The organism is Pseudaquabacterium rugosum (genome assembly GCF_038066575.1).
Classification (GTDB): domain Bacteria; phylum Pseudomonadota; class Gammaproteobacteria; order Burkholderiales; family Burkholderiaceae_C; genus Pseudaquabacterium; species Pseudaquabacterium rugosum.
Map to the genome: position 1 here is coordinate 45,720 of NZ_JBBUTF010000001.1, position 22,997 is coordinate 68,716.

The window sequence follows — 22,997 nt, forward strand, 5'->3', positions numbered from 1 at the left end:
CGTCATGGCCCGCCTGCTGTACCTGGTCCATCGCATGCCTTATCCGCCCAACAAGGGCGACAAGGTGCGCTCGTACCATCTGCTGCGTCAGTTGCTGGCGCACGGTCACGAGGTGGTGCTGGGCAGCTTCGTCGACGATCCCGAGGACTGGGCGCACGAGGCGCAGCTGCGCGAATGGTGTGCCGAGGTCTGCCTGCGGCCGCTGTCGCCGCGCACCGGCAAGCTGCGCAGCCTGACGGCGCTGGCGAGCGGCCAACCGCTGACCCTGCGTTACTACCATGATGCGGGGCTGGCCCGCTGGGTCGACCAGCAGGTGGCGGCCGGCGGCATCGACGCGGCCATCGTGTTCTCGTCGTCGATGGCGCCCTATGCGCTGGCCCATCCCCAGCTGCCGCTGCTGACCGATCTGGTCGACGTCGACTCCGCCAAGTGGGCGGGTTATGCCGAGCGCCATCCCTGGCCGCTGTCCTGGCTGTACCGGCGTGAGGGCCGCACGCTGCTGGCCTACGAGGCCGAGGTCGTGCGCCGCTCGCGCCACGCCTTCCTCGTCACCGAGCCCGAGGTCGCGCTGCTCGAACGCCTGGCCCCGGCCACGCGGGGCCGCGTGCTGGCGATGGGCAATGGCGTGGACGCCGACTTCTTCACGCCCGATGCCGCACGCCCGCGGCCCGAGGGCTGGGCGGCCGACGAGCCGGCGGTGGTCTTCACCGGCGCGATGGACTACTGGCCCAACGTCGACGCCGTGCAGTGGTTCGCCGCCGAGATGCTGCCCGAGCTGCGCCGTCGCCATCCCCGGCTGCGGCTGCATGTGGTCGGCCGCGCGCCGACGCCGGCCGTGCAGGCCCTGGCCGGCGAGGCCGTGGTGGTGACCGGTACGGTGCCCGATGTGCGACCCTGGCTGCAGCATGCGGCCGTCGTCGTCGCGCCGCTGCGGCTGGCCCGCGGCGTGCAGAACAAGGTGCTGGAGGCGATGGCCATGGGCCGGCCGGTGGTGGCCGCGGCCGGCTGCGTCGGCGCGCTGGACGCGGTCGACGGCCGCGACCTGCTGGCCGCCGAGACGCCGGAAGACTACGTCCGCCAGATCGATGCGCTGTTGCGCGACCGTGCGATGGCCGCGCGCATCGGCCTGCACGGCCAGAACTGCGTGGCTGCCCGCTACAGCTGGGCCGGCCGCTTGGCTCCGCTGGAGCGCTTTCTGCGTGAGCTTGGCAACCCGGTGGCCTCCGGCGCCGGAGCCGCAGTCCTGTCCGCGGCCCCGGGGCCGCTGGAGTCCATCCGATGAAGGCCCTCTCGCTCGAAATGCCCGGTCTGGCCGTGCCGCGCCACTGGCGCGCGCCGCTGATCTGTCTGGTCCTGTTGCTGGGCGCACTGCTGTGGCTGTTGCGCGAGACCGGCATGGCCATGGTCCACATCTGGGACCGCTCGGGCGATTTCACCCACGCCTGGGTGGTGCCGCCGATCGCCGGCTGGCTGGTCTGGCGCCTGCGGGCACGCCTGGCCGTGCTGCAGCCGCGGCCGGCGCCCGCGATGGTGCTGCCGATGGCGGCGCTGACCCTGATGTGGTGGCTGTCGGACCGGCTGGCGATGAACTCCGGCACCCAGCTCGCGCTGATGGGCCTGCTGGTGACCAGCGTGCCGCTGCTGCTCGGTCTGCAGGTCAGCCGGGTGATCCTGTTCCCGCTGTGCTTCCTGTTCTTCGCCGTGCCGGTGGGCGACTTCATGACGCCCTACCTGATGCACTGGACCGCCGATGCCGTCGTCGCCGGTCTGCGCTGGACCGGCATCCCGGTCTACCGCGAGGGCCAGCAGCTCGCCATTCCCTCGGGCCGCTGGGCCGTGGTCGAGGCCTGCGGCGGCATCCGCTATCTGATGTCCACGCTGATGGTCGGCAGCCTCTTCGCCTACCTGAACTACCGTTCGGCGCTCAAGCGCACGGTGTTCATGGGCCTGGCGCTGGTGGTGCCCATCCTCGCCAACTGGGCGCGGGCCTACATCATCGTGATGCTCGGCCACCTGTCGAACAACGAGATCGCCACCGGGGTCGACCACCTGCTCTACGGCTGGGTCTTCTTCGGCATCGTCATCTTCACGCTGTTCATGATCGGTTCGCGCTGGGCCGAGCCCGAGCCGTCCTTCGCCGCCGACCGGCCGATGCCGGTGCTCGCGCCGGCCCAGCAGCGGCGCCGTGACACCGGTGTGGCGGCGTGCGCGCTGGTCGCGCTGCTGGCCACGGCCTGGCCGCATCTGCTGCCGTCGGTCTCCGCCGGCATGCCGGGCCCGCAACCGGTGATCCGGCTGCCGCAGCAGCTCGGTACCTGGCGCGTCGCCGAGGTGCCCACGCTGGACTGGACGCCGATGTACGAGGGCGCGCGCACCACCGTCAACCAGGCCTACCGTGGCCCGGCCGGCGAGGTGGTGGTCAATCTGCAGTACTACCGCGACCAGGACTACGCCTCCAAGCTCGTGAGCTCGACCAACATCCTGGTCGAGTCCGGCGGCCGCGTCTGGAACCGCATCGCCGAAGGCCGCGTGCACGGCGCCGGCGCCCGGCCGGTCGAGTGGAATGCCGCCCACGTCGTGCTCAGCGACGGCGCCCGCATGCCGGGCGGGGCCCGTGCCGGCTTCGTCGTCTGGCAGCTCTACTGGGTCGGCGGCCACCTGACCACGCGTCAGGTCGAGGCCAAGCTCTGGCAGGCCTGGCTGGCGCTCACCGGCCAGCCCGATGACGCCGCCGCGATCATCCTGCACGCCCCTGCCGCCAGCCAGACCGAGGGCGACGCCCGCCTGCAGAGCTTCGTGGCCGAGAACCTCGCCACGATCGAGCGCTCACTCGAGCAGGCGCGGGATACGCGCTGAGCGTGTGCCGACCGACAATTTCCGCATCCTGATCTGAACCTGAAGAACATGACGACCGTTGCAGTCATCGGCCTGGGCTATGTGGGCCTGCCTCTGGTGGTGGAATTCGGCAAGCGCGTGCGCACCATCGGATTCGACATCGCGACGTCGAAGGTCGAGGCCTGCCGCCGCGGCACCGATCCGTCGCGCGAGCTGCCCGACAGCGAGCTGGCCGCCGCCACCCACGCGGTCTACACCGATGACGGTGCGCTGCTGGCCGAGGCCGACATCATCATCGTGGCCGTGCCCACGCCGGTGGACGAGGCCCACATCCCCGACTTCAAGCCGCTGATCGGCGCCTCGATGAGCGCCGGCAAGAACCTGAAGAAGGGCGCCATCGTCGTCTACGAGAGCACGGTCTACCCCGGTGCCACCGAGGAGGTGTGCATTCCGGTGCTGGAGAAGCACTCGGGCCTGAAGTGGAAGCAGGACTTCTTCGTCGGCTACAGCCCCGAGCGCATCAACCCGGGCGACAAGGAACACACGCTGACCAAGATCCTGAAGATCGTCAGCGGTGACACGCCCGAGACGCTGGACAAGGTCGCCAAGCTCTACGAGCTCATCGTCGAGCCCGGCGTGCACCGCGCCAGCAGCATCAAGACCGCCGAGGCGGCCAAGGTGATCGAGAACACCCAGCGCGACCTGAACATCGCGCTGATGAACGAGCTGTCCATCATCTTCGACAAGATCGGTCTCGACACCTCCGAGGTGCTGGAGGCCGCCGGCACGAAGTGGAACTTCCTGAAGTTCAAGCCGGGTCTGGTCGGTGGCCACTGCATCGGCGTCGATCCCTACTACCTGACGCACAAGGCCGACATGCTGGGCTACCACCCGCAGGTCATCCTGGCCGGCCGCCGCATCAACGACGGCATGGGCAAGTTCATCGCCGAGCAGACGATCAAGACCATGATCGCGGCGGGCAGCGTCATCAAGGGCGCCAAGGTCAACGTGCTGGGCCTGACGTTCAAGGAGAACTGCGGCGACCTGCGCAACAGCAAGGTCATCGACATCATCCGCGAGCTGCAGAGCTACGGCGTCGAGGTCTTCGTCACCGATCCCCAGGCCGACAGCGAGGAGGCCGTGCACGAGTACGGGGTGCCGCTGACCCCGTTCGATGCGCTGCCGCAGGCCGACGCCATCGTCGCGGCCGTCTCGCACCGCGAGTTCGCCGAGTTCGGCGTCGAGGAGCTGGGCCGCAAGGTCGTCCAGGGCGGCGCCTTCATCGACGTCAAGGCCGCGTTCGACGCCCAGGCGCTGACGGCGGCGGGCCTGCGCGTCTGGCGTCTGTGAGGCGGGCGGCCGCCATCGCCTGCCCGGGGGGGCGCCGGTGAGCCGCGCGTCGACCGATCCGCGCCCGCTGGTCCTGCACCTGGTCTACCGCTTCGACACCGGCGGGCTCGAGAACGGCGTCGTCAACCTGATCAACCACATGCCGGCCGATGCCTGCCGGCATGTCGTGGTCGCGCTGACCGAGGTCGTGCCGGCGTTCGCCCAGCGCATCCGTCGGCCGGACGTGCGCTTCATCTCGCTGCACAAGCCGCCGGGCCATGCGGTCAAGCTGTACCCGCGGCTGTACCGGCTGTTCCGCGACCTGCGGCCCGACGTCGTGCACACCCGCAACCTGGCTGCGCTGGAATGCCAGGTGCCGGCCGCCCTGGCCGGGGTGCCGGTGCGCATCCACGGCGAGCATGGCCGCGACACCTCGGATCCGCACGGCACGGTGCGCCGCTACCAGTGGATCCGGCGCCTCTACGCGCCCTTCGTCCACCGCTACATCGCCTTGTCGCGCGACCTCGGTGACTACCTGCGCCAGCGTGTGGGCATCGATGGCGCACGCATCGCCCAGATCTACAACGGCGTGGACACCGACCGCTTCGCGCCGCCGGCCGATCCGGCCTGCGCGCGGCTGCCGATCACCGGCTGCCCGTTCGGCGCCGCCGGTGAGGTGCTGATCGGCACTGTCGGCCGCCTGTCGCCGGAGAAGGACCAGCTGCTGCTGGCGCGCGGCTTCGTGCGCCTGCTGCAGCGTCAGCCCGCGTTGCGGGCGCAGGCGCGGCTGGTCATCGTCGGTCGCGGCGTGCTGCAGGCGCCGATCGAGCAGGTGCTGCGCGAGGGCGGGGTCAGCGAGCTGGCCTGGCTGGCCGGCGAGCGCCACGACGTGCCGGATGTCATGCGCGGGCTCGACGTGTTCGTGCTGCCGTCGCTGGCCGAGGGCATCTCCAATACGATCCTCGAAGCGATGACCAGCGCCCGTCCGGTCGTCGCCACGGCGGTCGGCGGCAATGGCGATCTGGTCGACGATCCGCACACCGGGCGTCTGGTGCCGGCCGCCGAGCCCGAGGCCATGGCCGACGCGCTGGCGCCGCTGGTGACGGACGCCGCGCGGCGCCGCACGCTCGGCGCCGCCGGCCGCCAGCGCGTGCTCGACCGTTTCAGCCTGGACGCGATGGTCGGCGCCTACCAGCGCCAGTACGAGCAGCTGCTGGCCCTGCGGGCGCCGGACCGCGCCGCGCGCCCCTGAGTTCCCGAACCGTTCCAATCCAACATCGTTCCCGAGGTCAGCACCATGTGTGGCATCACCGGCATCTTCGACACCCGGGCCGGGCGCGAGCCCGACGGCGCGCGCCTGCAGCGCATGAACGATGCCCAGTTCCACCGCGGCCCGGACGAGGGCAGCGTGCATCTGGAGCCGGGCGTGGGCTTCGGCCATCGCCGGCTGTCGATCATCGACGTGGCCACCGGCCAGCAGCCGCTGTCCAACGAGGACGGCTCGGTCGTCGTCGTCTTCAACGGCGAGATCTACAACTACCAGGAGCTCATCCCCGAGCTCCAGGCCGCCGGCCACGTCTTCCGCACCAAGAGCGACACCGAGGTCATCGTCCACGGCTGGGAGCAGTGGGGCGAGGCCTGCGTGCAGCGCTTCCGCGGCATGTTCGCCTTCGCGCTGTGGGATCGCAACCGCCAGACCTTCTTCATGGCGCGCGACCGCATGGGCGTCAAGCCGATGCACTACGCCATCCTCGATGACGGCTGGCTGCTGTTCGGCTCCGAGCTGAAGACGCTGATGCAGCACGGCGGCCTGAAGCGCGACATCGATCCGCAGGCGGTCGAGGAGTACTTCGCCCTCGGCTACGTGGCCGAGCCGCGGACCATCTTCCGCCAGGCGCGCAAGCTGTCGCCGGGCCACACGCTGACGATCCGGCGCGGCCAGCCCATCCCCGAGCCGCAGCGCTACTGGGACGTGCGCTTCACGCTCGGCGCGCGCCTGAGCGTCGAGGAGGCCGGCGAGGAGCTGCGCCGCCGCCTGAGCGAGTCGGTGCGCCTGCGCATGATCTCGGAGGTGCCGCTGGGCGCCTTCCTGTCCGGCGGCGTCGATTCCAGTGCCGTGGTCGCGACCATGGCCGGGCTGTCCGACGCGCCGGTCAACACCTGCTCGATCTCCTTCGCCGACCCGCAGTTCAACGAGAGCGCGTTCGCCGAGATGGTCGCCCAGCGCTACGCGACCAACCACCGCGTCGAGCAGGTCGGCGTCGACGACTTCGACCTCATCGACACGCTGGCCCGCCTGTACGACGAGCCCTATGCCGACAGCTCGGCCATCCCCACCTACCGCGTCTGCCAGCTCGCGCGCAAGCACGTGACGGTGGCGCTGTCGGGTGACGGCGGCGACGAGACCTTCGGCGGCTACCGCCGCTACCGGCTGCATCTGATGGAAGAGCGCATGCGCGCCAGCCTGCCGGCCGCGCTGCGCCAGCCGCTGTTCGGCTTCCTCGGCCGCGTCTATCCGAAGGCCGACTGGGCGCCGCGCATGTTCCGCGCCAAGACCACCTTCCAGGGCATGGCCCGCAGCGCGGTCGAGGCCTACTTCCACAGCATGTGCTTCGTGCGCGAGCCGCTGCGCAGCCAGCTCTTCACCCGCCAGTTCAAGGCCGAGCTCGGCGGCTACAGCGCGCAGCAGGTCTTCGAGCGCCATGCCGCACGCGCGCAGACCGACGATCCGCTGGCGCTGATCCAGTACATCGACACCCACACCTACCTGGTGGGCGACATCAACACCAAGGTCGACCGCGCCAGCATGGCCCACAGCCTGGAGGTGCGCGAGCCGCTGATGGACCACGAGCTGGTCGAGTGGGTGGCCACGCTGCCCTCGGCGCTGAAGCTGCAGGGCAGCAACGGCAAGATGTTCTTCAAGAAGTCGATGGAGCCGCTGCTGCCCGACGACGTGCTGTACCGGCCCAAGATGGGCTTCTCGGTGCCGCTGGCGCGCTGGTTCCGCGGCCCGCTGCGCGAGCGCGTGCGCGCCTCGCTGCTGCACGGCCCGATGCTGGAGACCGGCTGGTTCGAGCGCGACACGCTGGCGCGCATCGTCGAGCAGCACGAGACCGGCGCCGCCGACCACAGCACACCGCTGTGGACCCTGTTGATGTTCGACGCCTTCCTGCGCTGCTCGCTCGGCCAGACCGCCGCGCCGGTGCCGGAGGCCGTAGCCGCATGAAGATCCTGTACCACCACCGCACCGCCTCGAAGGACGGCCAGGCCGTCCACATCGAGGAGATGATCCACGCGCTGCGCGAGCTCGGCCACGAGGTGCGCGTGGTCGCACCGGCCGCCGCCGATGCCGCGGCCGCCGCGCCGATGGGCCAGGACCTGGGCTGGGTGCACAAGCTGCGCCAGCGCCTGCCCGGCGCGGTCTACGAGCTGCTGGAGCTGGCCTACACGCTGGTGGCCTACCGCCGCCTGGCCGCGGCCGCCCGCGAGTTCCAGCCCGACGTCATCTACGAGCGCTACAACCTGTTCCTGCTGGCCGGCGTGATGCTCAAGAAGCGCCTGGGCGTGCCGCTGCTGCTGGAGGTCAACGCGCCGCTGGTGCACGAGCGCAGCAAGTTCGGCGGCCTCAAGCTGCTGCCGCTGGCCCGCTGGGCCGAGGGCTCCGCCTGGCGCGGTGCGGATGCGGTGCTGCCGGTCACCCGGGTGCTGGCCCGCTACGTGACCGCCTACCGCGTGCCCGAGGACCACATCGAGGTGATCCCCAACGGCATCAACGAGGCCCACTTCGCCCAGGCGCCGTCGCCCGAGGAGGCCAAGGCCCGGCTCGGCTGGCCCGGAGCGCTGGTGCTGGGCTTCACCGGCTTCGTGCGGGACTGGCACGGCGTCGACAAGGTCGTGCGCTGGATGGCCACGCCGGCCGCACCGGCCCATGCCCGGCTGCTGATCGTCGGCGACGGCCCGGCGCGGCCCGATCTGGAGGCGCTGGCGCGTGAGCTGGGCCTGGGCGAGCGCGTGCGCTTCACCGGCGTGATCGACCGCGACGCGGTGCCGGCCCATGTCGCCGCCTTCGACATCGCGCTGCAGCCGGCGGTCGTCGACTACGCGTCGCCGCTGAAGCTGTTCGAGTACCTGGCGCTCGGCAAGGCCGTGGTCGCGCCGCGCCAGCCCAACCTCGAGGAGGTACTGCGCGACGGGGACAATGCGCTGATGTTCGAGCCCGACCGTCCCGGTGCGCTGGAAGACGCGCTGCGTCGCCTGTGCGATGACGCCGGCCTGCGCCAGCGCATCAGCGAGCGCGCGCTGGCCTCGATCACCCGCCAGCGCCTGACCTGGCAGGGCAATGCCCAGCGCGTGGTCACGCTGGCCGAACGGCTGCGCGCCCGCTCGCGCGGCGCGGCCGGCCGCCGCGCGGCCTGAGCGCCGCCGCGATCATGGCCGCTGCCGGCTCGCCCGCCACCGCTGATCTCCGCGCGGCCGCCCCGCGGCCGCTGCGCGTGCTGCTGTTCTCGACGCTGTTCCCGAGCGAGAGCCGGCCGCTGCACGGCGTCTTCGTCGAGACCCGGCTGCGCGAGCTGCTGAAGACCGGCGCCGTCGAGGCCGAGGTCGTCGCGCCGGTGCCCTGGTTCCCGTCGCGCGATCCGCGCTGGGGCGACCGGGCCCGTTTCGCGGCCACGCCGGATGTCGAGACGCGCCACGGCGTGCGCATCCATCACCCGCGCTACCTGCTGCTGCCCAAGGTCGGCATGAGCACGGCGCCGCTGACGCTGGCGCTCGGCGCGCTGTCGGTGGTGCGCCGGCTGCAGGCCGAGGGCCGCGACTTCGACCTCATCGACGCCCATTACTACTACCCCGACGGCGTGGCGGCGGCGCTGCTGGCCCGCTGGCTGGACAAGCCGCTGCTGATCACCGCCCGCGGCAGCGACGTCAACCTGATCGCCGAACACGCGGTGCCGCTGCGCTGGATGCGCTGGGCGGCCCGTCAGGCGGGCGCCTCGATCGGCGTCTCGGCGGCGCTGGTGCGGCGCATGGCCGCCATCGGCCTGCCGGACGACCGGCTGCACGTGGTGCGCAACGGGGTCGACCTGGAGCGTTTCGTCGCCCACGATCCGGCGGCCATGCGCGCCGAGCTGGGCCTGCCGGCCGACGTGCCGCTGCTGCTGACCGTGGGCAACATCCACGAACACAAGGGCCAGCGCCTGGCGATCGAGGCGCTGGCCGTCCTGCGCGGCGGTGCCCGGCCGCAGGCCCGCCTGCTGGTCATCGGCGCCGGCCCCGACGAGGCCCACTGCCGCCGTCTGGCCGAGCGACTGGGCGTGGCCGAGGCCGTGCACTGGATCGGCCAGGTGCCCAACATCGAGCTCTCGCGCTGGTACAGCGCGGCCGATGCGCTGATCCTGGCGTCCAGCCGCGAAGGCTGGCCCAACGTGCTGCTGGAGGCCATGGCCTGCGGCGCGCCGGTGGTCGCCAGCGATGTCGGCGGCGTGCGCGAGATCGTGCAGCAGCCGGTGGCCGGCCGCGTCGTCGCCACCCGCGAGGCGCCGGCTTTCGCCGCGGCGCTGGCCGATCTGCTGGACGCGGCCGTGCCGCGTCCGGCCGTGCGCGCCTATGCCGCGGATTTCGGCTGGGACCACACCAGCCAGACCCAGCTCGGCCTGTTCGCGCGCGTGCGAGGCGGTGCCTGCAACGAGGCCTGCGCCCATGCGTGACATCGCCCTCAGCCTGATCATCAGCTGGATGCTGCTGGTGTCGCTCAAGCGACCCGAGATCGGGGCCTATCTGTGGGCCTGGCTGTCGCTGATGAATCCGCACCGGATGACCTACGGCTTCGCCCACGACCTGCCGTGGGCGATGATCGCCGCGCTGTTCGGCCTGATGGGCGCGCTGTTCTCCCGGCACAAGTCGATGCCGCGCAGCGCCGGGGTCTGGCTGCTGGCCCTGCTGTGGGCCTGGATGAGCCTGACCTCGCTGACGTCCATCAATCCCGGTGACGCGGTGCTGGAGCGCTGGATCTTCGTCTCGAAGATCATGCTGATGTTCTTCGTCGCCCTGCTGGTGGTGCAGGGGCGCTCGCAGATCGAGGTGCTGGTGGCCGTGGTCGCCGTCTCGCTCGCCTTCTTCGGCGTCAAGGGCGGCATCTTCACCGTGGCCACCGGCGGCAGCTACCGCGTCTGGGGGCCGCCGGACAGCATGATGGAGGAGAACAACGCGCTGGCGGTCTCGCTGATCATCGTGCTGCCCTTCGTCTACTACTTCTGGTCGGTGACCACGCGGCGCTGGCTGCGGCTGGCGCTGCCGTGGGCGATGCTGTTCATGGGCGCGTCCATCCTCGGCTCGCAGTCGCGCGGCGCGCTGGTGGGCGTGCTGGCGATGTCGATCTTCCTCGGCCTCAAGAGCAAGCACCCGGTGCGCTTCTCGCTGGTGCTGGGCGCGCTGCTGGTGCTGCTGATCGCCTTCATGCCCGACAGCTGGTCCGAGCGCATGTCGACCATCAGCAATCACCAGGAGGACGCGTCGGCGACCCAGCGGTTCTATGCCTGGATCTCGATGTGGAACGTGGCGGTGGACCGGCCGCTGGTCGGGGCCGGCTTCCGCGCCGACAACCTGGCGCTCTACGCGGTCTACGGCCCGACCGATCCGAAGTACGAGGTCGCCTTCGGCACGCCCTGGGTGGCCCACAGCATCTACTTCCAGGCGCTGGGCGAGCACGGCTTCGTCGGGCTGGGCCTGTTCCTGCTGATCTGGGCCTGGGTCTGGCGTGCGGCCGGGCGCACGGCGCGCGAGGCGGCCACCGTGCCGGAACTGGCCGACTGGGTGCCGGTGCTGATGCGCATGTGCCAGGTCTCGACCATCGGCTTCCTGGTCGGCGGCGCCTTCCTGTCGCTGATGAATCTGGATCTGCCGTACTACATCGTCATCTTCGTCATCCTCTGCCAGCGGGAGGTGCAGCGGGCACGGGGCCCGGCGACCCGGGCCGTCAATGCCAGCGCCATCGCCGGCGCGGGTGCCGGGCCGGCGATGGCCGCCGGCCGCCCGTCCCGTGTGGCGGGGGCGGCGTCCTCATCCGTGCCCGCCGCGAACCCGCAGCCGACCGCCGTGTCGACCCCCGTGCCGAACCCCGTGTCGATGGCCCGCCCGGGTGCGCCCCGCCGCGCCCGTCCGGCGGCGCCCGGCGCGACCGCGCCCCACGATGGCGCCCGGCCGGCGCCCGCGAACCGACCTCCGACCCGACGATGAGCCCGTCCGATCTGATGCTGGGCGCTGGCGCCCGTCTGGGCCTGGCGCTGGCCACGCCGGCCGCGCCGCGGCTGTCGATCCTGATCTTCCACCGCGTGCTGCCGCAGCCCGATCCGGTGTTTCCGCTGGAGCTCGATGCCGCGCGCTTCGACCGCCTGATGGGCCTGGTGCGCCGCAGCTTCAACGTGCTGCCGCTGGAGGCTGCCGTCGACGGGCTGGCCGCCGGCCGGCTGCCGCCGCGGGCGATGGCGATCACCTTCGATGACGGCTATGCCGACAACCACGACGTCGCGCTGCCGATCCTGCGCCGCCACGGCCTGCACGCCACCTTCTTCATCGCCACCGGCTTTCTCGACGGCGGGCGCATGTTCAACGACACGGTGATCGAGAGCCTGCGCCATTCACCGCTGACGGAGCTGGATGCCGGGGACTTCGGCCTCGGCCGCCTGCCGATCGGCACGCCGGCGCTCAAGGCCGCGGCCATCGGCCAGCTGCTGGGCGTCATCAAGTACCAGTCGCCGGCCGAGCGCGAGCCCTCTCTGGCGCGGCTGCGCACGCTGGCGCAGCCGCGCCACCTGCCCGACGACCTGATGATGCGCTCGGACCAGGTGCAGGCGATGGCCGCGGCGGGCATGGGCCTGGGCGCCCACACGCTGGACCACCCGATCCTGTGCTCGATCGAGGACGCCGAGGTGGCGCGCCAGATGCGCGGCAGCCGCGATCGCCTGCAGCAGCTGGTGCAGGCCCCGGTGGACCTGTTCGCCTACCCGAACGGCCGCCCGGACCGGGACTACGCCCGTCGCCATGCCGAGCTGGCACGCGGGCTCGGCTTCAAGGCCGCGGTGACGACGGCCCCGGGCGTGGCCCGGCCGGGCGACGATCTGTTCGAGCTGCCGCGCTTCACCCCCTGGCAGGCCGGCGCCTGGCCGTGGATGGCCCGCCTGGTGGCCTGCCGCCGGCAGCCCGGCTACCAGCGCGCGGGCCTGGCCGCGGCCTGAGCCCGACGGCCGGCATCCGGCGACATCCAGCCGGACCGCCGGCTTCAGCCCGTCAGCCCCTCAGCCCACCAACCAGCGCGTGTGCCGGCTGCGCAGCAGCAGCGCACTGATCAGCAGCGCGCCGGTCAGCGCGGCCAGCATCAGCGTGCCGCTGGCGGGTGCGGCCCCGTGCTGGATCGCCAGGATCAGCGCCATGTGGCTGAAGTACACGCCGTGGGCCAGGCGGGCGGTCTCGCGTGGCACGAGGCCCGGCGGCCAGCGTTCACCCAGGCGCAGCGCGGCCAGCAGCAGGGCCGGCGCGGCCGGCAACAGGCTCAGCAGCAGGTCCCGGTCGCGGTCGGCCGTTCCGGCCTGCACATGCCACCAGGCTTCGGCCAGCACCGCCAGCAGGCCGAGGGCGGCCAGCCCGGCCGCGTGGCGGGCCGGCAGCCGGCTGACCCAGGCCTGCCGTTGCAGCAGCAGGCCCAGGCCGAAGAAGGGCAGGCCCACGCCCAGCACGTTGCGCCAGGCCCAGGGCCGTCCGTCCAGATCGCCGAAGCCCGGCAGCGGCGCGTCGGCGGGTACGCCGTCCTGCAGCGCGAAGCCGTAGAGCCAGCCCGCGGCCATCAGCGCCAGCAGCGCCCGCGGATGGCGGTCCAGGCCCAGCCAGCACAGCCCGGCCGCGGTGGCCGCCGCCGGCAGATACCACAGGTGCCGGTCGCCGAGCAGCAGCAGGCGCAGCGCGGTCCAGCCGGGCTGGGGTGAGGCGAGCGCGGTCTGCACGAGGTCCGCGCCGTAGATCAGGCTCCAGGCCAGGTAGAGCCGCAGCAGCTTGCCGATCCAGGCGCGCTGCCGGCCGCGGTCACCCAGCGCGCCGAAGAACCAGCCGTTGATCAGCAGGAAGGTGGGCACCGCCAGCCGGAACAGGCCCTCGCCCAGCAGCTGGCCGGCCAGCGGATGGTCCTGCCGCCAGAGCTGGGCGTGCAGGCCCACCACCATCACCGCCAGCACGATCTTCAGCAGATCGATGCCGGGCAGGCGCCGCGCCGGCGGGCCGGGCGGCGCGGATCGGCGGTCGCTGGCGACCACGGCCTGCGCTGTCGATCGTGGCCCGGGCCCGGTCAGGCGCGCAGCTTCCAGTCCGGCGCGTGGCGGCGGAACCAGTGCTCCATCATGATCAGGATCCAGGCCATGGTGCCGTAGTAGTGCGGGTGTTCGGGCATGCGCTGCTCCAGCAGCGTGCGGATGAACTCCGGCCGCACGATGCCGCGGGCCACGCCGGCCTGCAGCGCGTCGCGGGCCATGGCCTTCAGGCCCTCGTGCTGCACCAGCCAGACGCCGAAGGGCAGGCCGAAGCCCTGCTTCTGCTTGGTGATCACGTCGTCGGGCAGGAAGCCGCGCAGCGCCTCCTTGAAGAACCAGCGCAGCGCCTTGCCGCGCAGCTTGTAGTCGACCGGCAGGCGCGACGAGAAATCGACCAGCCGCGCATCGAGCATCGGGAAGCCCACGCTCAGGCCGCCGAGTCCGGTGGTGCCGACGACCTTGGGCAGATCGCACTCGGCCAGCGTGTAGCGCCAGTCGTAGCCCAGGTGGCGGTCGAGTTCGTCGCTGGCCTGGGGCAGGGCCCAGACCGCGCGCTGCTGGACGTTGACCGAGCCGGTGTCCACCCGGCGCAGGAAGCCGGTGGTGAAGACGTCGGCATAGCCCAGGCGCTTGATCAGGTTGTAGTCCTGCACGCGGTCGGGCATCGGCGTGGTGGCCTGGCGGATGTAGCTGGCGCCCTTGCGCAGCAGCGGCGCGGCGGCCACCGGCGGCAGGCGGAAGAAGGGCTCCAGCAGGCCCTTGCGCACCAGCGCGGGCACGCGCTCGTAGACCTCGAAGATGCGCTGCGTCGCGTAGCGCGAGTTGCCGCCGAACAGCTCGTCGCCGCCGTCGCCGGCCAGCATGCGGGTCACGCCGTCCTCGTGCGCGCGCAGCGAGGCGAGGTAGGACGGCAGGGCCGAGGAGTTGCCGAAGGGCTGGTCGTAGCCGCCGGCCACCCGCGGGATGTCGCGCAGCAGGTCGGCCTGGGTGTAGTAGATCTCGCGGTGCTCGGCGCCGAAGTGGCGGGCGGCCAGGCGCGCGTAGGCCATCTCGTCGTAGCCATCGGCCTCGAAGCCGATCGAGTAGGCCACCGCTGGCCGGCCGGCTGCCGCGCAGGCCATGCCGGTGACGGTCGAGCTGTCGGTGCCGCCGCTGAGGAAGCAGGCCGGCGTGCTGCCGTCGAGCTGGTCGGCGACCGAGGTCTTGAGCAGGTCGCGGAACTCGTCGCGCAGCGCGTTGAAGTCGGCCTGGGCCGAGGGCTGCGGCGCGAAGGTCGGCACCCAGTAGGGCTGCACCGTCAGCCGGCCGTCCTTGAACAGGCCGTAGTGGCCGGCCGGCAGGCGCTGCACGCCGTCGAAGACGGTGCGCGGCGAGGGGATGACGTGGAAGTACAGGTAGTCGAACAGCGCCTGCGGGTCGATCTCCTGCACGCCGAAGGCGTCGGCGCGGTCGGCCACCTGCAGGGCGCCGCCCTCGACGCGCCAGCACAGCGTGCGGATCGCGAAGCGGTCGACGGCCAGGAAGACGCTGCCGTCGTCCAGCGTCAGCGCGACGGCGAAGTCGCCCTGCACGCGGCGGGCGGCCTCGGCCGGGCCGTGCTGGCGGATCAGCGCGCGCCAGCGCTCGGCGGTGCCGGCGTCAGGCCGGGCCAGGCCGGGGACAGTCAGCTCGGGAAAGCGCGGGTAGCCGGCGCACAGGGGCAGGGTCGAAGCGGGCATGGGCGATGCGGTCGGAAGGCGGTGCGGGGCGGGCGTGGACACGGGCGCGGTGTCAGTGCGGGGCGCCGTCGGAGGGTTCGGGGGTGTCGGCGGAGCGGCCGCCGAAGCGGCGCCGCAGCGGGACGATCAGGCGGGCGATCTCGGCCCACAGGGGATGGCCGGTGCGCTGCAGCGCGAGCAGCCAGGTCGCGGTCGTCAGCAGACCGCCGACGGCCAGCTGACCGAGGTAGTTCGATGCGGTGGCCGGCCAGGCCAGCACCAGCGCCCCCATCGGGGCCAGTGCGATCAGGGCCACCGGCGCGCTGGCGCGGCAGGGCGCCAGCAACTCGCCGAGCGTGTAGCCGGTGCCCTGGTGCAGCGCGCGCTGCGACAGCACGAGGCCGATGGCCTGGGCGGCGATCAGGCCGACGCAGGCGCCGGTCAGGCCCCAGGGCAGCACGCCCAGCAGGCCGACCAGCTGCACCCCCTGCAGCTCGGCCTGCAGGCGCGAGGCGGCCTTGACCTGACCGTGGGCCAGCAGCGCCTCCTTGGCCAGGTAGTGGACGATCTCGAAGGCCGCGGCCAGGCACAGCAGCTGGGCCAGCGGCACGGCCGCCAGCCACTGGTCGCCGTAGACGACGCGGATCGACGGCCAGGCCGCCAGCGCCAGGAAGCCGAGGAAGGTCCAGCCGATGACGGTGAAGATGGCCACGCCCCTGCCATAGGCCCGGTTGACGCTGCCCTCGTCGCGCACCGACTGCGCGAAATACGGCAGGCACACCGGCATGATCGCGCGCACCACCAGCTGGCGGAACAGCTGCACCAGACCGCCACCACGGCTGAACATCGCCACCGCGCTGACGTCCTGCACGCGGCCGATCACCAGCTCGGGCGCATTGCGGCCCAGCTGGCCCAGCAGGTAGATGCCGCTGGCGAAGCCGCCGAAATGCAGCACCTCGCGGATGCCGGCCAGACCCGGCCAGCGCGGGAAGTCACGCGGCCGGAACGAGACCGACACCAGCCAGGTCACGACCACGCCGGCGAACGACGACCAGGCCAGACTGAGCGCACCATGGCCGCGCAGCGCCAGCGTGATGGCCACGACCAGGCCGATCACGTCCGACAGCACGCCGGCCATGAACATCGGCTTGAAGTTCATCTCGCGCCGGTACCAGGCCATGTTGATCGCGCCGAAGGGGATCAGCACGAAGTTCAGCGCCTGGATGCGCATCACCTCGCTGATGCCCGGCTCGCGGTAGAACTGGCCGGCCAGCCCGGCGCCGAGCGCCAGCGCCAGCGCCATGGCCCAGGACACGCCGATGTTGACGGCGAAGGCGGCGCGGATCTGGCGGTGCGTCAGCTCCTTGGCCTGGATCAGGTACTCGGCGACGCCGAAGTCGCGGAAGTTGCTCGCCAGCGCGGCGAACACGGTGGCCACGGCGAAGGTGCCGACCTCGGCGGGCGTGAGCACGCGCGAGAGCACCATGGTCGACAGCAGCTGCAGTGCCACCCCGAGGTAGCTCTGCGCGGCCGACCAGGCCAGCGAACGGCGCAGTTGCGTCATGTGGCTCAGGCCCCGCGTCCGCCGAGACCGCGCAGGCTGGCCTGCAGCGTCCACAGGCCCCACTTCAGGCCCGGCGCGGCGCCGAAGGCCTGGCGGGCGTACCAGCCGGCCAGCGGCCAGTCACCGCGCTCGGCGCAGTCGGCGGCCAGCTTCTTCAGCGCCCAGGCCTTGTGCTCGCGGGCATGGGCGATGACGGCCGGATGGCGCGCGCGCACCAGCACCTTGTCCAGCACCAGGCACTGCAGCACGCGCTTGTCGGCCGTGCTCAGCGAGGTGGTCATGTTCAGCGCCTTGGTCGGATCGGGCACCCGGTGCCAGGACATCACGCCCGGATGGTGGCGCATGCGGCGCGCGGCCTCGACCAGGCGCAGCCAGACCTCGCGGTCGCATTCCCAGCGGATGCCCTCGTCCATGCCGCCGATCTGCTCCCACAGCGCGCGGCGCACGGTCAGCGCGTTGAGGTGGCAGAAGCCGTCGATCGCCATCAGGTCGTCGAGCGTGACGTCGAGGACGCCGTCGGCGTCGGCCGTCGCGCCGCGCGACTGCAGCCGGGCCTGCAGGCCGCCGATCCACAGCACGCCCACGCGCGAGCCATCGACCCGCCAGGCCTCCTGGTTGGCCATGTAGAGGTCGGCCGGCGGCACGTCGGCCCGCGGCGCGGCCACCGCGCGGCCCACACGGGCCAGATGGCCGTCGTCGGTCCAGCGGTCGTCGTCGTCGAGAAAGCAGACATGGCTGCCCGTCGCCTGCGAGACCCCGTAGTTCAGCGAATAGCTCTGGCCATGGCCCCGCGGCCGGTGCACCAGGCGGTGGACCGAGAAGCGCTCGCCCAGCCGCGCGCGGGCGTCCGCCCACATGGCCTGATAGGCCGGCAGGTGCCGCTCGTCACCGCCGTCGTTGACGACGATGAGCTCGAAATCGGCATCGCGCTGGGCCAGCACCGACGCCAGTGCCTCGCCGAACAATTGCGGGCGATCGCGCGTGGCGATGATGACGGAGATCATGGCGGACATGAGGGGCGGGCCGGCGGGCTCAGGAACGGAAGTCAGGGGCTTCGATGAAGCGGCGGAAGTCGGTGCGCGAGGCGATGCCCAGCGCGCGGCGGTAGATGCGCGAGATCAGCATGTCGCTCCAGTACAGCTCTTCGAGCGGCACGTCCTTGAGCACGCCCTTGAACGGCCCGTTGTAGAGCATGAAGATGCGGGTGTCGGGCTTGAGCACGGCCTCCGGCGACAGGCGCGTGTCCGGAAAGGCCGTGTCGGCCTGCTCCCAGGTGACCGGCTGGATCTCGCGCTCGGGGATGTCCAGCGCGTGCCGCGGCATCGCATCGGCGATCGGCGTCAGCATCTCGTGGCCGACCTCGTTCCAGTGGTAGTCCAGCGGGCCGGCCAGGCGTGCGCGCATCTGCCGCACGTAGGCGTCGATCACCGGGTTGCCCGGTCGGGCGCCATAGAAGCCGATCGACGTGTGGCGCTTGCCCAGCGACGCGCGGCGCGTGACCAGGAAACCGTGGTGTTCGAGCGCCTCGAAGTAGGGCTGGATGGATTCCAGCACGATCGCGTCGGAATCGATGTAGAGCCCGCCGTGGGCCTGCAGCAGCAGCGCACGGATGTAGTCGGCGCGCTGGGCGACGGCGCGCTGCCGGCGCGCGGCGCGGCCGAACAGGCGGTCGGCCCAGCCTTCGGGGGCCAGCGCGATGCGCTGCAGGCGCGGCGGCAGGTCGGGCAGCCAGCGCGCGACGTTGGCGGGCGTCACCAGCTCGAAGCCGTAGCCGTGCGCGGCCGCCTTGCGGCGCATGATCTGGTGGCACAGCGCGATGTGGCCGGGCTTGTCCTGGCCGGGCGGGTTCTCCCAGTAGGCCCAGAGGGTACGCATGTCGTCGAACAGGTCCGCCGTACTGCTGTCGCGGCCCGCTCAGCGCGTGGCGTGCGGGATGGCGCGCAGCCACTCGAGCACCGCCGGCGCCAGCATGTCGCGCGTGGCCACCGAGGAGAAGCTGTGATCGGCCTCCGGCAGGTCCCGCCGCTGCAGGCTGCGCGGCGCCTGGACCGCCCGCTGCCAGGGCGCATCCACCGCCAGCAGTTCGTCGAACTCCTTGCTCTGCAGGCTGCGGCCGCTGATGATCAGCAGCACGTCGCCCTTGAAGCGCTCCAGGCCCAGGCGCATCCGCAGCAACGGTGAAAGCGAGGGGTCATCCTGCGCCGCGGCGGCCGGGCCGCCGGCCTGGGCGCCGCCGCCCAGCTTGCGGGCGACGCGGCTGCGCAGATTGCGCGCCAGGGTGCCGAGGGCCTCGCGCGGGTCGTACTGCAGGCGCGCGACCTTGAGCCAGAAGGCCTTGTCGAGCAAGCGGCGGCGGTAGTGGGCGACCGCGGCCTGGTCGCCCAGCTCCTCGGAATGCACCCAGGGATTGCCGACCGCCATGCCGACGACCTGCGGGAACTTCCAGGCATTGATCATGATGGCCGAGGCGGCATCACAGCCGCCCCACAGCACGATCTCGTCGAGCCCCGGCACCGCGCGCTGGAAGGCGGCGATGGCGGCGCGCAGGTCCGGCTCGACGTGCGGATAGCCGCGGAAGCTGCCTTCGCTGTCGCCGATGCCCCGGTAGTCGAAGCGCATCACCGGCACGCCCTGGGCCGACAGCGTGCGCGCCATGTCGACCTGGCCGCGCGCCACGCCGCCTCGGTACTGCGGACCGCCGGCGACCACGCACAGCATGCCGCGGCCGGCATGGCGTGCCGGGCGGTGGACCATGCCCAGCAGTTCGCTGCCCTGGCAGTCGAAGACCAGCGGACATTCCTCGACCGCCACGGGGCCGTGCTCTCCGGCGCTCATGCCGCGTCTCCCACCTGGGCCAGCGTCGCCTGCAGCAGGGCGCCGGCATCGAACTTCTCGTACATCTGCCAGATCAGCGGGCAGGCCACGGTCTCGGTCTGGACCTGGGCGCCGGCCGCCGTCAGCGCATCGACCAGCTTGCGGCTGGGCACGCCCAGCGGCTGCTGCGGCTGGGCCACCATCTCCAGCCAGTGCAGCCGGGTGCCGGCCAGTGCGGCCTGCCAGTCGGCCATGCGGCGACGCTCGAAGGCGGCGGCCAGCGCATCGGTCATCACGTAACCGGCCACTTCAACGTCCTCGCCGGCGGCCAGGCGCTTGCGGATGCTGTCGGTGGTCTCGCGTTCGCCGTCGGCCACCAGCTGCGAGGCGATGCGCAGGCGCAGGTGCTGGTTCAGGTAGAGCTTGCCGTCGAGCACCGGCTGCCAGAACAGCAGCCGCCGCGCGCTCACCGCACCGGTGTGCACCAGCTCGGCGGCCAGCAGCGCGCCCAGGCGGATGCCCCACAGCATCGGCACGTGGCCGCTGTCGGCCTGCAGCTGTGCGGCCAGCGCGGCGGCGTCGTCGCGCCAGTGTTCCCAGCGGCCGTCGGCGATTTCGCCTTCGCTTTCACCGGTGCCCACGTGGTCGGGCAGCATCACCTGCCAGCCACGCGCGGCCAGCAGGCGGGCCATCGTGGCGACCGAGGCCCGGCAGCGGTTCATCTCCTCCACGAAGGGGGGCAGGTAGAGGATCGAGCCACGCACCGGCCCGGTGGGCACGATCTGCAGCGTGTACAGGCGCCGGCCGTTGACGGTGGCGAAGGCGGCGCGCGCGGTCGAGGTGCGGGCGGCGGCGTGGGCGGAGGCGGCGCTCATGCGGTAACGGCGGTCTCGAGGGTGCAGCGCTGGGCCGCGTGGCGGATCAGCGTCTGGCGGTGCGTGTCGTAGGCGGCCTGGGCCTCGGCCATGCAGGCCTCGGGCACGACGATGTCGTCGTAGCTGTTGGCGCTGCGGCTGATCTTGCCGGACTTCAGCCGCGCCGATGTGTCACCCGAGTTGCCGCGTCCGGTCTTGGCGAAGGTGCCGTACTCGGTGGGGATCGGACCGTCCAGACCCAGCCAGGTGCCCAGGGCCAGCAGCGTCGGCTCCGACTGCTGCACCAGACATTCGGCGTCGAGGTAGAAGCCGCGGCCGTCGAGTTCGCGGGCCATGCGGGCCAGCGTGGCCAGGCGGTCGACGTAGTAGCGGGTGGCGCCTTCGGCCGTCGCCTCGGGCAGGTGGCCCTTGCCGTCGCCGCGGTAGAGCGTCATCAGGCTGCGCACCGACTGCCGCGGCTCGCGCACCATGAAGATGGCGCGGCTGTCGGAGCGCTGCAGCAGCGGCAGCGCGACCTCGTGGCCGTCGTGCAGCACCTTGTCGAACATCTGCCGTGCCCCCGGCTTGGGTTCGTGGCTGGCGAAGTGCAGCATCTTCTGCCGCCACAGGCTCTTCCAGCTGTAGTAGCCGATGTGCATCTCGTAGTAACCCTCGACTTGAGGATGACTGCCGAGCAGGTGGCCGAACAGGCTGGTGTTGGCCCGCATGTGGCTCAACAGGAAGATGTTGCGGTGCCTGAGGATCAGGCCCGGATTGGCGCGCAGGGCGTTCAGCAGGCTCATGGCGTGTCGGGGCTCAGGGATGCGGTCGTGGGCCCAGCCAGGCGTCGACCGCGCGGCGGACCTGGTCGCAGACCCGCTGGTAGGTGGCGCGGGGCTGGCCGTAGGGGTCGGGGATCTCGGCGCGGCCGGCGTCGTCGGCCAGCGGGGCGCCCAGCAGGAAGGCCTTGCCGCGGGCCTGCGGGTGCTCGCGCGCCAGCCGGTCGAGGTGGGCCAGCTCCATCGCCAGGATCAGGTCGGCCTGCGCGATCTGCTCGTGCGAGAGCGTGTGCGAGCGCCAGGTGCCGAGGTCGACACCGGCCGCGGCCGCCGTCTCGACCATCATCGGATCGGCCGGCCGGCCGGCCGGGGCGTGGAAGCCGGCGGAATCGGTGCGCCAGCCGGCCGCCAGGCCGCGGGCGTCCGCATGGGCATGGGCCAGCGCGCTGCGGTTGATGTTGCCGTAGCACAGGAAGAGCACGCGCTGCGGCGCGCCGGCAGCGGCCATGCTGCGCTGGCGGGCCCGGGCGTCCTGCCAGGCGCGGCGCAGCGCGCGGCGCTGCTGCAGCTGCTCGCTGACGCGGCGCCACTGGTGGCGCACGAGGCGTCCGGCATCGACCAGGCCCGGCCAGGGGTCGCGCCAGGACTGGACGTCGAAATGGTGGCGCGGCGACAGCACGCTCAGGCTGTCGCGCAGCACCTGGCCGTGCGAGGGCAGGCGCACCAGCTGCGGCGGCGCGGCCTTGCGCAGCACGTGCTCGACCCAGTCCAGGTCGCGCGCCAGATGGCGGCACAGCACGCCGGTGCGCGCCGGCGGGCGCTCGCGCACCTCGCCGGTGGTCATCAGCTCGTGCAGCATGGCCGGGAAGTCGGCGCCGGCGGCGATCGCCAGCGGCAGCGAGCCCCAGAAGCGGCCGTTGATCTCCATCAGCCGGAAGGCGCCGCTGCGCGGCTCGTGCTTGAACTCGACCATGGCCACGCCGTGCCAGCCGAGCGAGCGCACCAGCCGGCGCGAGGCCTCCAGCAGTGCGGGCACGATCGGGTCGGACACGCGCAGGCTGCTGCCACCGCCGGTCAGCGGCACCTCGTGCAGCCGGCGGTGCTGGAAGGCATGGCGGATCTCGCCGTGGCGCGCGATCAGCTCGATGCCCACGCCGTCGCCGCGGAAGTACTCCTGCAGCATGACCTGGCCGTAGCGCAGCGCGTGCTGCACCTGCTGGCGCAGGCCGGTGGCGTCGTGCGCGTAGCTGACGCTCAGCTGCACCGCCTGCCCGCCGCCCTGGCCGACCGAGCGCGTGGGCTTGACCACCACCGGCCAGCCCCAGCCCTGCGGGCCGTCCATCATCGCCAGGAAGGCGTCGAGCGCGTCGAGCGCCTCGACCGGCCAGCTGTGCGGCACCGGCACGTCGAGCTCGCGCGCCAGCGCGACGGTGCGCGACTTGTCCAGCACCTGTTCGAGCGCGGCCGGCGGCGCGATGGCCAGGCGTGCGGCGTCCGGCAGCCGGGCATGGGCGCGCATCAGCGGCACCACGGTGCGCTCGGTGACCGGAATCACCAGCTCCTGTGGTTGACGGCGCTGCCGCTCGGCGACCCAGTCGACGAAGGCCGCGGCCTCGCGCAAGGGGTCCGGATAGCGCAGCGCCTCGGTGACATGGCGCGAGCGGGTGGCGATCGCGCCGTCGCTGCTGGCCGCCACGCGCACCGTCAGGCCCTGGCGGGCGAGCGAGCGCACGATGGCCAGGGCCGAGGCCTGGTCCGCGTCGAGGACCAGCACCGGTGCGCGGGCGGCGCTCGGACGGGGGGAGGATTCGGGGGGCATCGGTGCGAAGGCG

The 22,997-nt window shown here is 72.2% G+C and carries 18 protein-coding genes; 9 read left to right on the forward strand and 9 right to left on the reverse strand.

Going from position 1 to position 22,997, the window contains the following annotated elements; genetic code table 11:
• Window positions 1-4: 4 nt before the first annotated feature.
• Genes AACH11_RS00270 through AACH11_RS00310 form a run of 9 tightly spaced genes read left to right on the forward strand, consistent with a single transcriptional unit; the run spans window position 5 to window position 12,395 of the window.
• Window positions 5-1,282, forward strand: a complete 1,278-nt coding sequence (locus AACH11_RS00270; protein WP_341372188.1) for a TIGR03087 family PEP-CTERM/XrtA system glycosyltransferase — start codon at window positions 5-7, stop codon at window positions 1,280-1,282.
• Window positions 1,279-2,856, forward strand: a complete 1,578-nt coding sequence (xrtA, locus tag AACH11_RS00275) for an exosortase A (RefSeq protein WP_341372189.1) — start codon at window positions 1,279-1,281, stop codon at window positions 2,854-2,856. The genes AACH11_RS00270 and xrtA overlap by 4 nt, the downstream gene beginning before the upstream one ends.
• 48 nt (window positions 2,857-2,904) lie before the next feature.
• The gene (locus AACH11_RS00280; protein WP_341372190.1) at window positions 2,905-4,185 is read left to right on the forward strand and encodes a nucleotide sugar dehydrogenase; all 1,281 of its coding nucleotides are present in this window, start codon (window positions 2,905-2,907) and stop codon (window positions 4,183-4,185) included.
• Between the two features lie 37 nt (window positions 4,186-4,222).
• On the forward strand, window positions 4,223-5,416 hold the full coding sequence (locus AACH11_RS00285) for a TIGR03088 family PEP-CTERM/XrtA system glycosyltransferase (RefSeq protein ID WP_341372191.1): 1,194 nt from the start codon (window positions 4,223-4,225) through the stop codon (window positions 5,414-5,416).
• Between the two features lie 45 nt (window positions 5,417-5,461).
• Window positions 5,462-7,390: an XrtA/PEP-CTERM system amidotransferase gene (locus AACH11_RS00290; RefSeq protein ID WP_341372192.1), complete on the forward strand. Its 1,929-nt coding sequence runs from the start codon at window positions 5,462-5,464 to the stop codon at window positions 7,388-7,390.
• Window positions 7,387-8,580 carry a glycosyltransferase family 4 protein gene (locus tag AACH11_RS00295; RefSeq protein WP_341372193.1) on the forward strand — a complete coding sequence of 398 codons (1,194 nt, stop codon included), beginning with the start codon at window positions 7,387-7,389 and terminating at the stop codon, window positions 8,578-8,580. Before AACH11_RS00290 ends, AACH11_RS00295 begins: the two co-directional genes overlap by 4 nt.
• A 14-nt stretch (window positions 8,581-8,594) precedes the next feature.
• Window positions 8,595-9,869 (forward strand): glycosyltransferase, encoded by a 1,275-nt coding sequence (locus AACH11_RS00300; RefSeq protein WP_341372194.1) that lies wholly within the window; start codon window positions 8,595-8,597, stop codon window positions 9,867-9,869.
• Window positions 9,862-11,397 (forward strand): putative O-glycosylation ligase, exosortase A system-associated, encoded by a 1,536-nt coding sequence (locus AACH11_RS00305; protein ID WP_341372195.1) that lies wholly within the window; start codon window positions 9,862-9,864, stop codon window positions 11,395-11,397. The genes AACH11_RS00300 and AACH11_RS00305 overlap by 8 nt, the downstream gene beginning before the upstream one ends.
• Entirely contained in the window at window positions 11,394-12,395 is a 1,002-nt protein-coding gene (locus AACH11_RS00310) for a polysaccharide deacetylase family protein (RefSeq protein ID WP_341372196.1), read from the forward strand. Before AACH11_RS00305 ends, AACH11_RS00310 begins: the two co-directional genes overlap by 4 nt.
• A gap of 60 nt (window positions 12,396-12,455) precedes the next feature.
• On the opposite strand, the gene AACH11_RS00315 is transcribed toward AACH11_RS00310, so the two are convergent.
• The 9 genes from AACH11_RS00315 to AACH11_RS00355 are packed head-to-tail and all read right to left on the reverse strand — an operon-like array spanning window position 12,456 to window position 22,984.
• Window positions 12,456-13,463, reverse strand: coding sequence for an acyltransferase family protein (locus AACH11_RS00315; protein WP_341372197.1), 1,008 nt, complete (start codon window positions 13,461-13,463; stop codon window positions 12,456-12,458).
• A gap of 32 nt (window positions 13,464-13,495) precedes the next feature.
• Complete coding sequence (locus AACH11_RS00320) at window positions 13,496-15,175, reverse strand: asparagine synthetase B family protein (RefSeq protein ID WP_341372198.1); 1,680 nt, start codon at window positions 15,173-15,175, stop codon at window positions 13,496-13,498.
• A 52-nt stretch (window positions 15,176-15,227) separates the two neighbouring features.
• Window positions 15,228-16,718 carry a lipopolysaccharide biosynthesis protein gene (locus AACH11_RS00325; protein ID WP_341372199.1) on the reverse strand — a complete coding sequence of 497 codons (1,491 nt, stop codon included), beginning with the start codon at window positions 16,716-16,718 and terminating at the stop codon, window positions 15,228-15,230.
• A 5-nt stretch (window positions 16,719-16,723) separates the two neighbouring features.
• On the reverse strand, window positions 16,724-17,731 hold the full coding sequence (locus AACH11_RS00330) for a glycosyltransferase (protein ID WP_341372200.1): 1,008 nt from the start codon (window positions 17,729-17,731) through the stop codon (window positions 16,724-16,726).
• A 19-nt stretch (window positions 17,732-17,750) separates the two neighbouring features.
• The gene (locus tag AACH11_RS00335) at window positions 17,751-18,593 is read right to left on the reverse strand and encodes a glycosyltransferase (protein WP_341372201.1); all 843 of its coding nucleotides are present in this window, start codon (window positions 18,591-18,593) and stop codon (window positions 17,751-17,753) included.
• A 39-nt stretch (window positions 18,594-18,632) separates the two neighbouring features.
• Entirely contained in the window at window positions 18,633-19,553 is a 921-nt protein-coding gene (locus AACH11_RS00340; protein WP_341372202.1) for a hydrolase 1, exosortase A system-associated, read from the reverse strand.
• The gene (locus tag AACH11_RS00345) at window positions 19,550-20,407 is read right to left on the reverse strand and encodes a hydrolase 2, exosortase A system-associated (RefSeq protein WP_341372203.1); all 858 of its coding nucleotides are present in this window, start codon (window positions 20,405-20,407) and stop codon (window positions 19,550-19,552) included. The genes AACH11_RS00340 and AACH11_RS00345 overlap by 4 nt, the downstream gene beginning before the upstream one ends.
• The gene (locus AACH11_RS00350) at window positions 20,404-21,189 is read right to left on the reverse strand and encodes a sulfotransferase family protein (protein ID WP_341372204.1); all 786 of its coding nucleotides are present in this window, start codon (window positions 21,187-21,189) and stop codon (window positions 20,404-20,406) included. Before AACH11_RS00350 ends, AACH11_RS00345 begins: the two co-directional genes overlap by 4 nt.
• A gap of 13 nt (window positions 21,190-21,202) precedes the next feature.
• On the reverse strand, window positions 21,203-22,984 hold the full coding sequence (locus AACH11_RS00355) for an arsenate reductase/protein-tyrosine-phosphatase family protein (RefSeq protein WP_341372205.1): 1,782 nt from the start codon (window positions 22,982-22,984) through the stop codon (window positions 21,203-21,205).
• Window positions 22,985-22,997 lie beyond the last annotated feature (13 nt).

Coding starts and splice junctions, on each gene's coding strand:
- AACH11_RS00270 (WP_341372188.1), top strand. CDS start 5: ATGGCCCGCCTGCTGTACCTGGTCCATCGCATGCCTTATCCGCCCAAC.
- xrtA (WP_341372189.1), top strand. CDS start 1,279: ATGAAGGCCCTCTCGCTCGAAATGCCCGGTCTGGCCGTGCCGCGCCAC.
- AACH11_RS00280 (WP_341372190.1), top strand. CDS start 2,905: ATGACGACCGTTGCAGTCATCGGCCTGGGCTATGTGGGCCTGCCTCTG.
- AACH11_RS00290 (WP_341372192.1), top strand. CDS start 5,462: ATGTGTGGCATCACCGGCATCTTCGACACCCGGGCCGGGCGCGAGCCC.
- AACH11_RS00295 (WP_341372193.1), top strand. CDS start 7,387: ATGAAGATCCTGTACCACCACCGCACCGCCTCGAAGGACGGCCAGGCC.
- AACH11_RS00300 (WP_341372194.1), top strand. CDS start 8,595: ATGGCCGCTGCCGGCTCGCCCGCCACCGCTGATCTCCGCGCGGCCGCC.
- AACH11_RS00305 (WP_341372195.1), top strand. CDS start 9,862: ATGCGTGACATCGCCCTCAGCCTGATCATCAGCTGGATGCTGCTGGTG.
- AACH11_RS00310 (WP_341372196.1), top strand. CDS start 11,394: ATGAGCCCGTCCGATCTGATGCTGGGCGCTGGCGCCCGTCTGGGCCTG.
- AACH11_RS00320 (WP_341372198.1), bottom strand. CDS start 15,175: ATGCCCGCTTCGACCCTGCCCCTGTGCGCCGGCTACCCGCGCTTTCCC.
- AACH11_RS00325 (WP_341372199.1), bottom strand. CDS start 16,718: ATGACGCAACTGCGCCGTTCGCTGGCCTGGTCGGCCGCGCAGAGCTAC.
- AACH11_RS00330 (WP_341372200.1), bottom strand. CDS start 17,731: ATGTCCGCCATGATCTCCGTCATCATCGCCACGCGCGATCGCCCGCAA.
- AACH11_RS00335 (WP_341372201.1), bottom strand. CDS start 18,593: ATGCGTACCCTCTGGGCCTACTGGGAGAACCCGCCCGGCCAGGACAAG.
- AACH11_RS00340 (WP_341372202.1), bottom strand. CDS start 19,553: ATGAGCGCCGGAGAGCACGGCCCCGTGGCGGTCGAGGAATGTCCGCTG.
- AACH11_RS00345 (WP_341372203.1), bottom strand. CDS start 20,407: ATGAGCGCCGCCTCCGCCCACGCCGCCGCCCGCACCTCGACCGCGCGC.
- AACH11_RS00350 (WP_341372204.1), bottom strand. CDS start 21,189: ATGAGCCTGCTGAACGCCCTGCGCGCCAATCCGGGCCTGATCCTCAGG.
- AACH11_RS00355 (WP_341372205.1), bottom strand. CDS start 22,984: ATGCCCCCCGAATCCTCCCCCCGTCCGAGCGCCGCCCGCGCACCGGTG.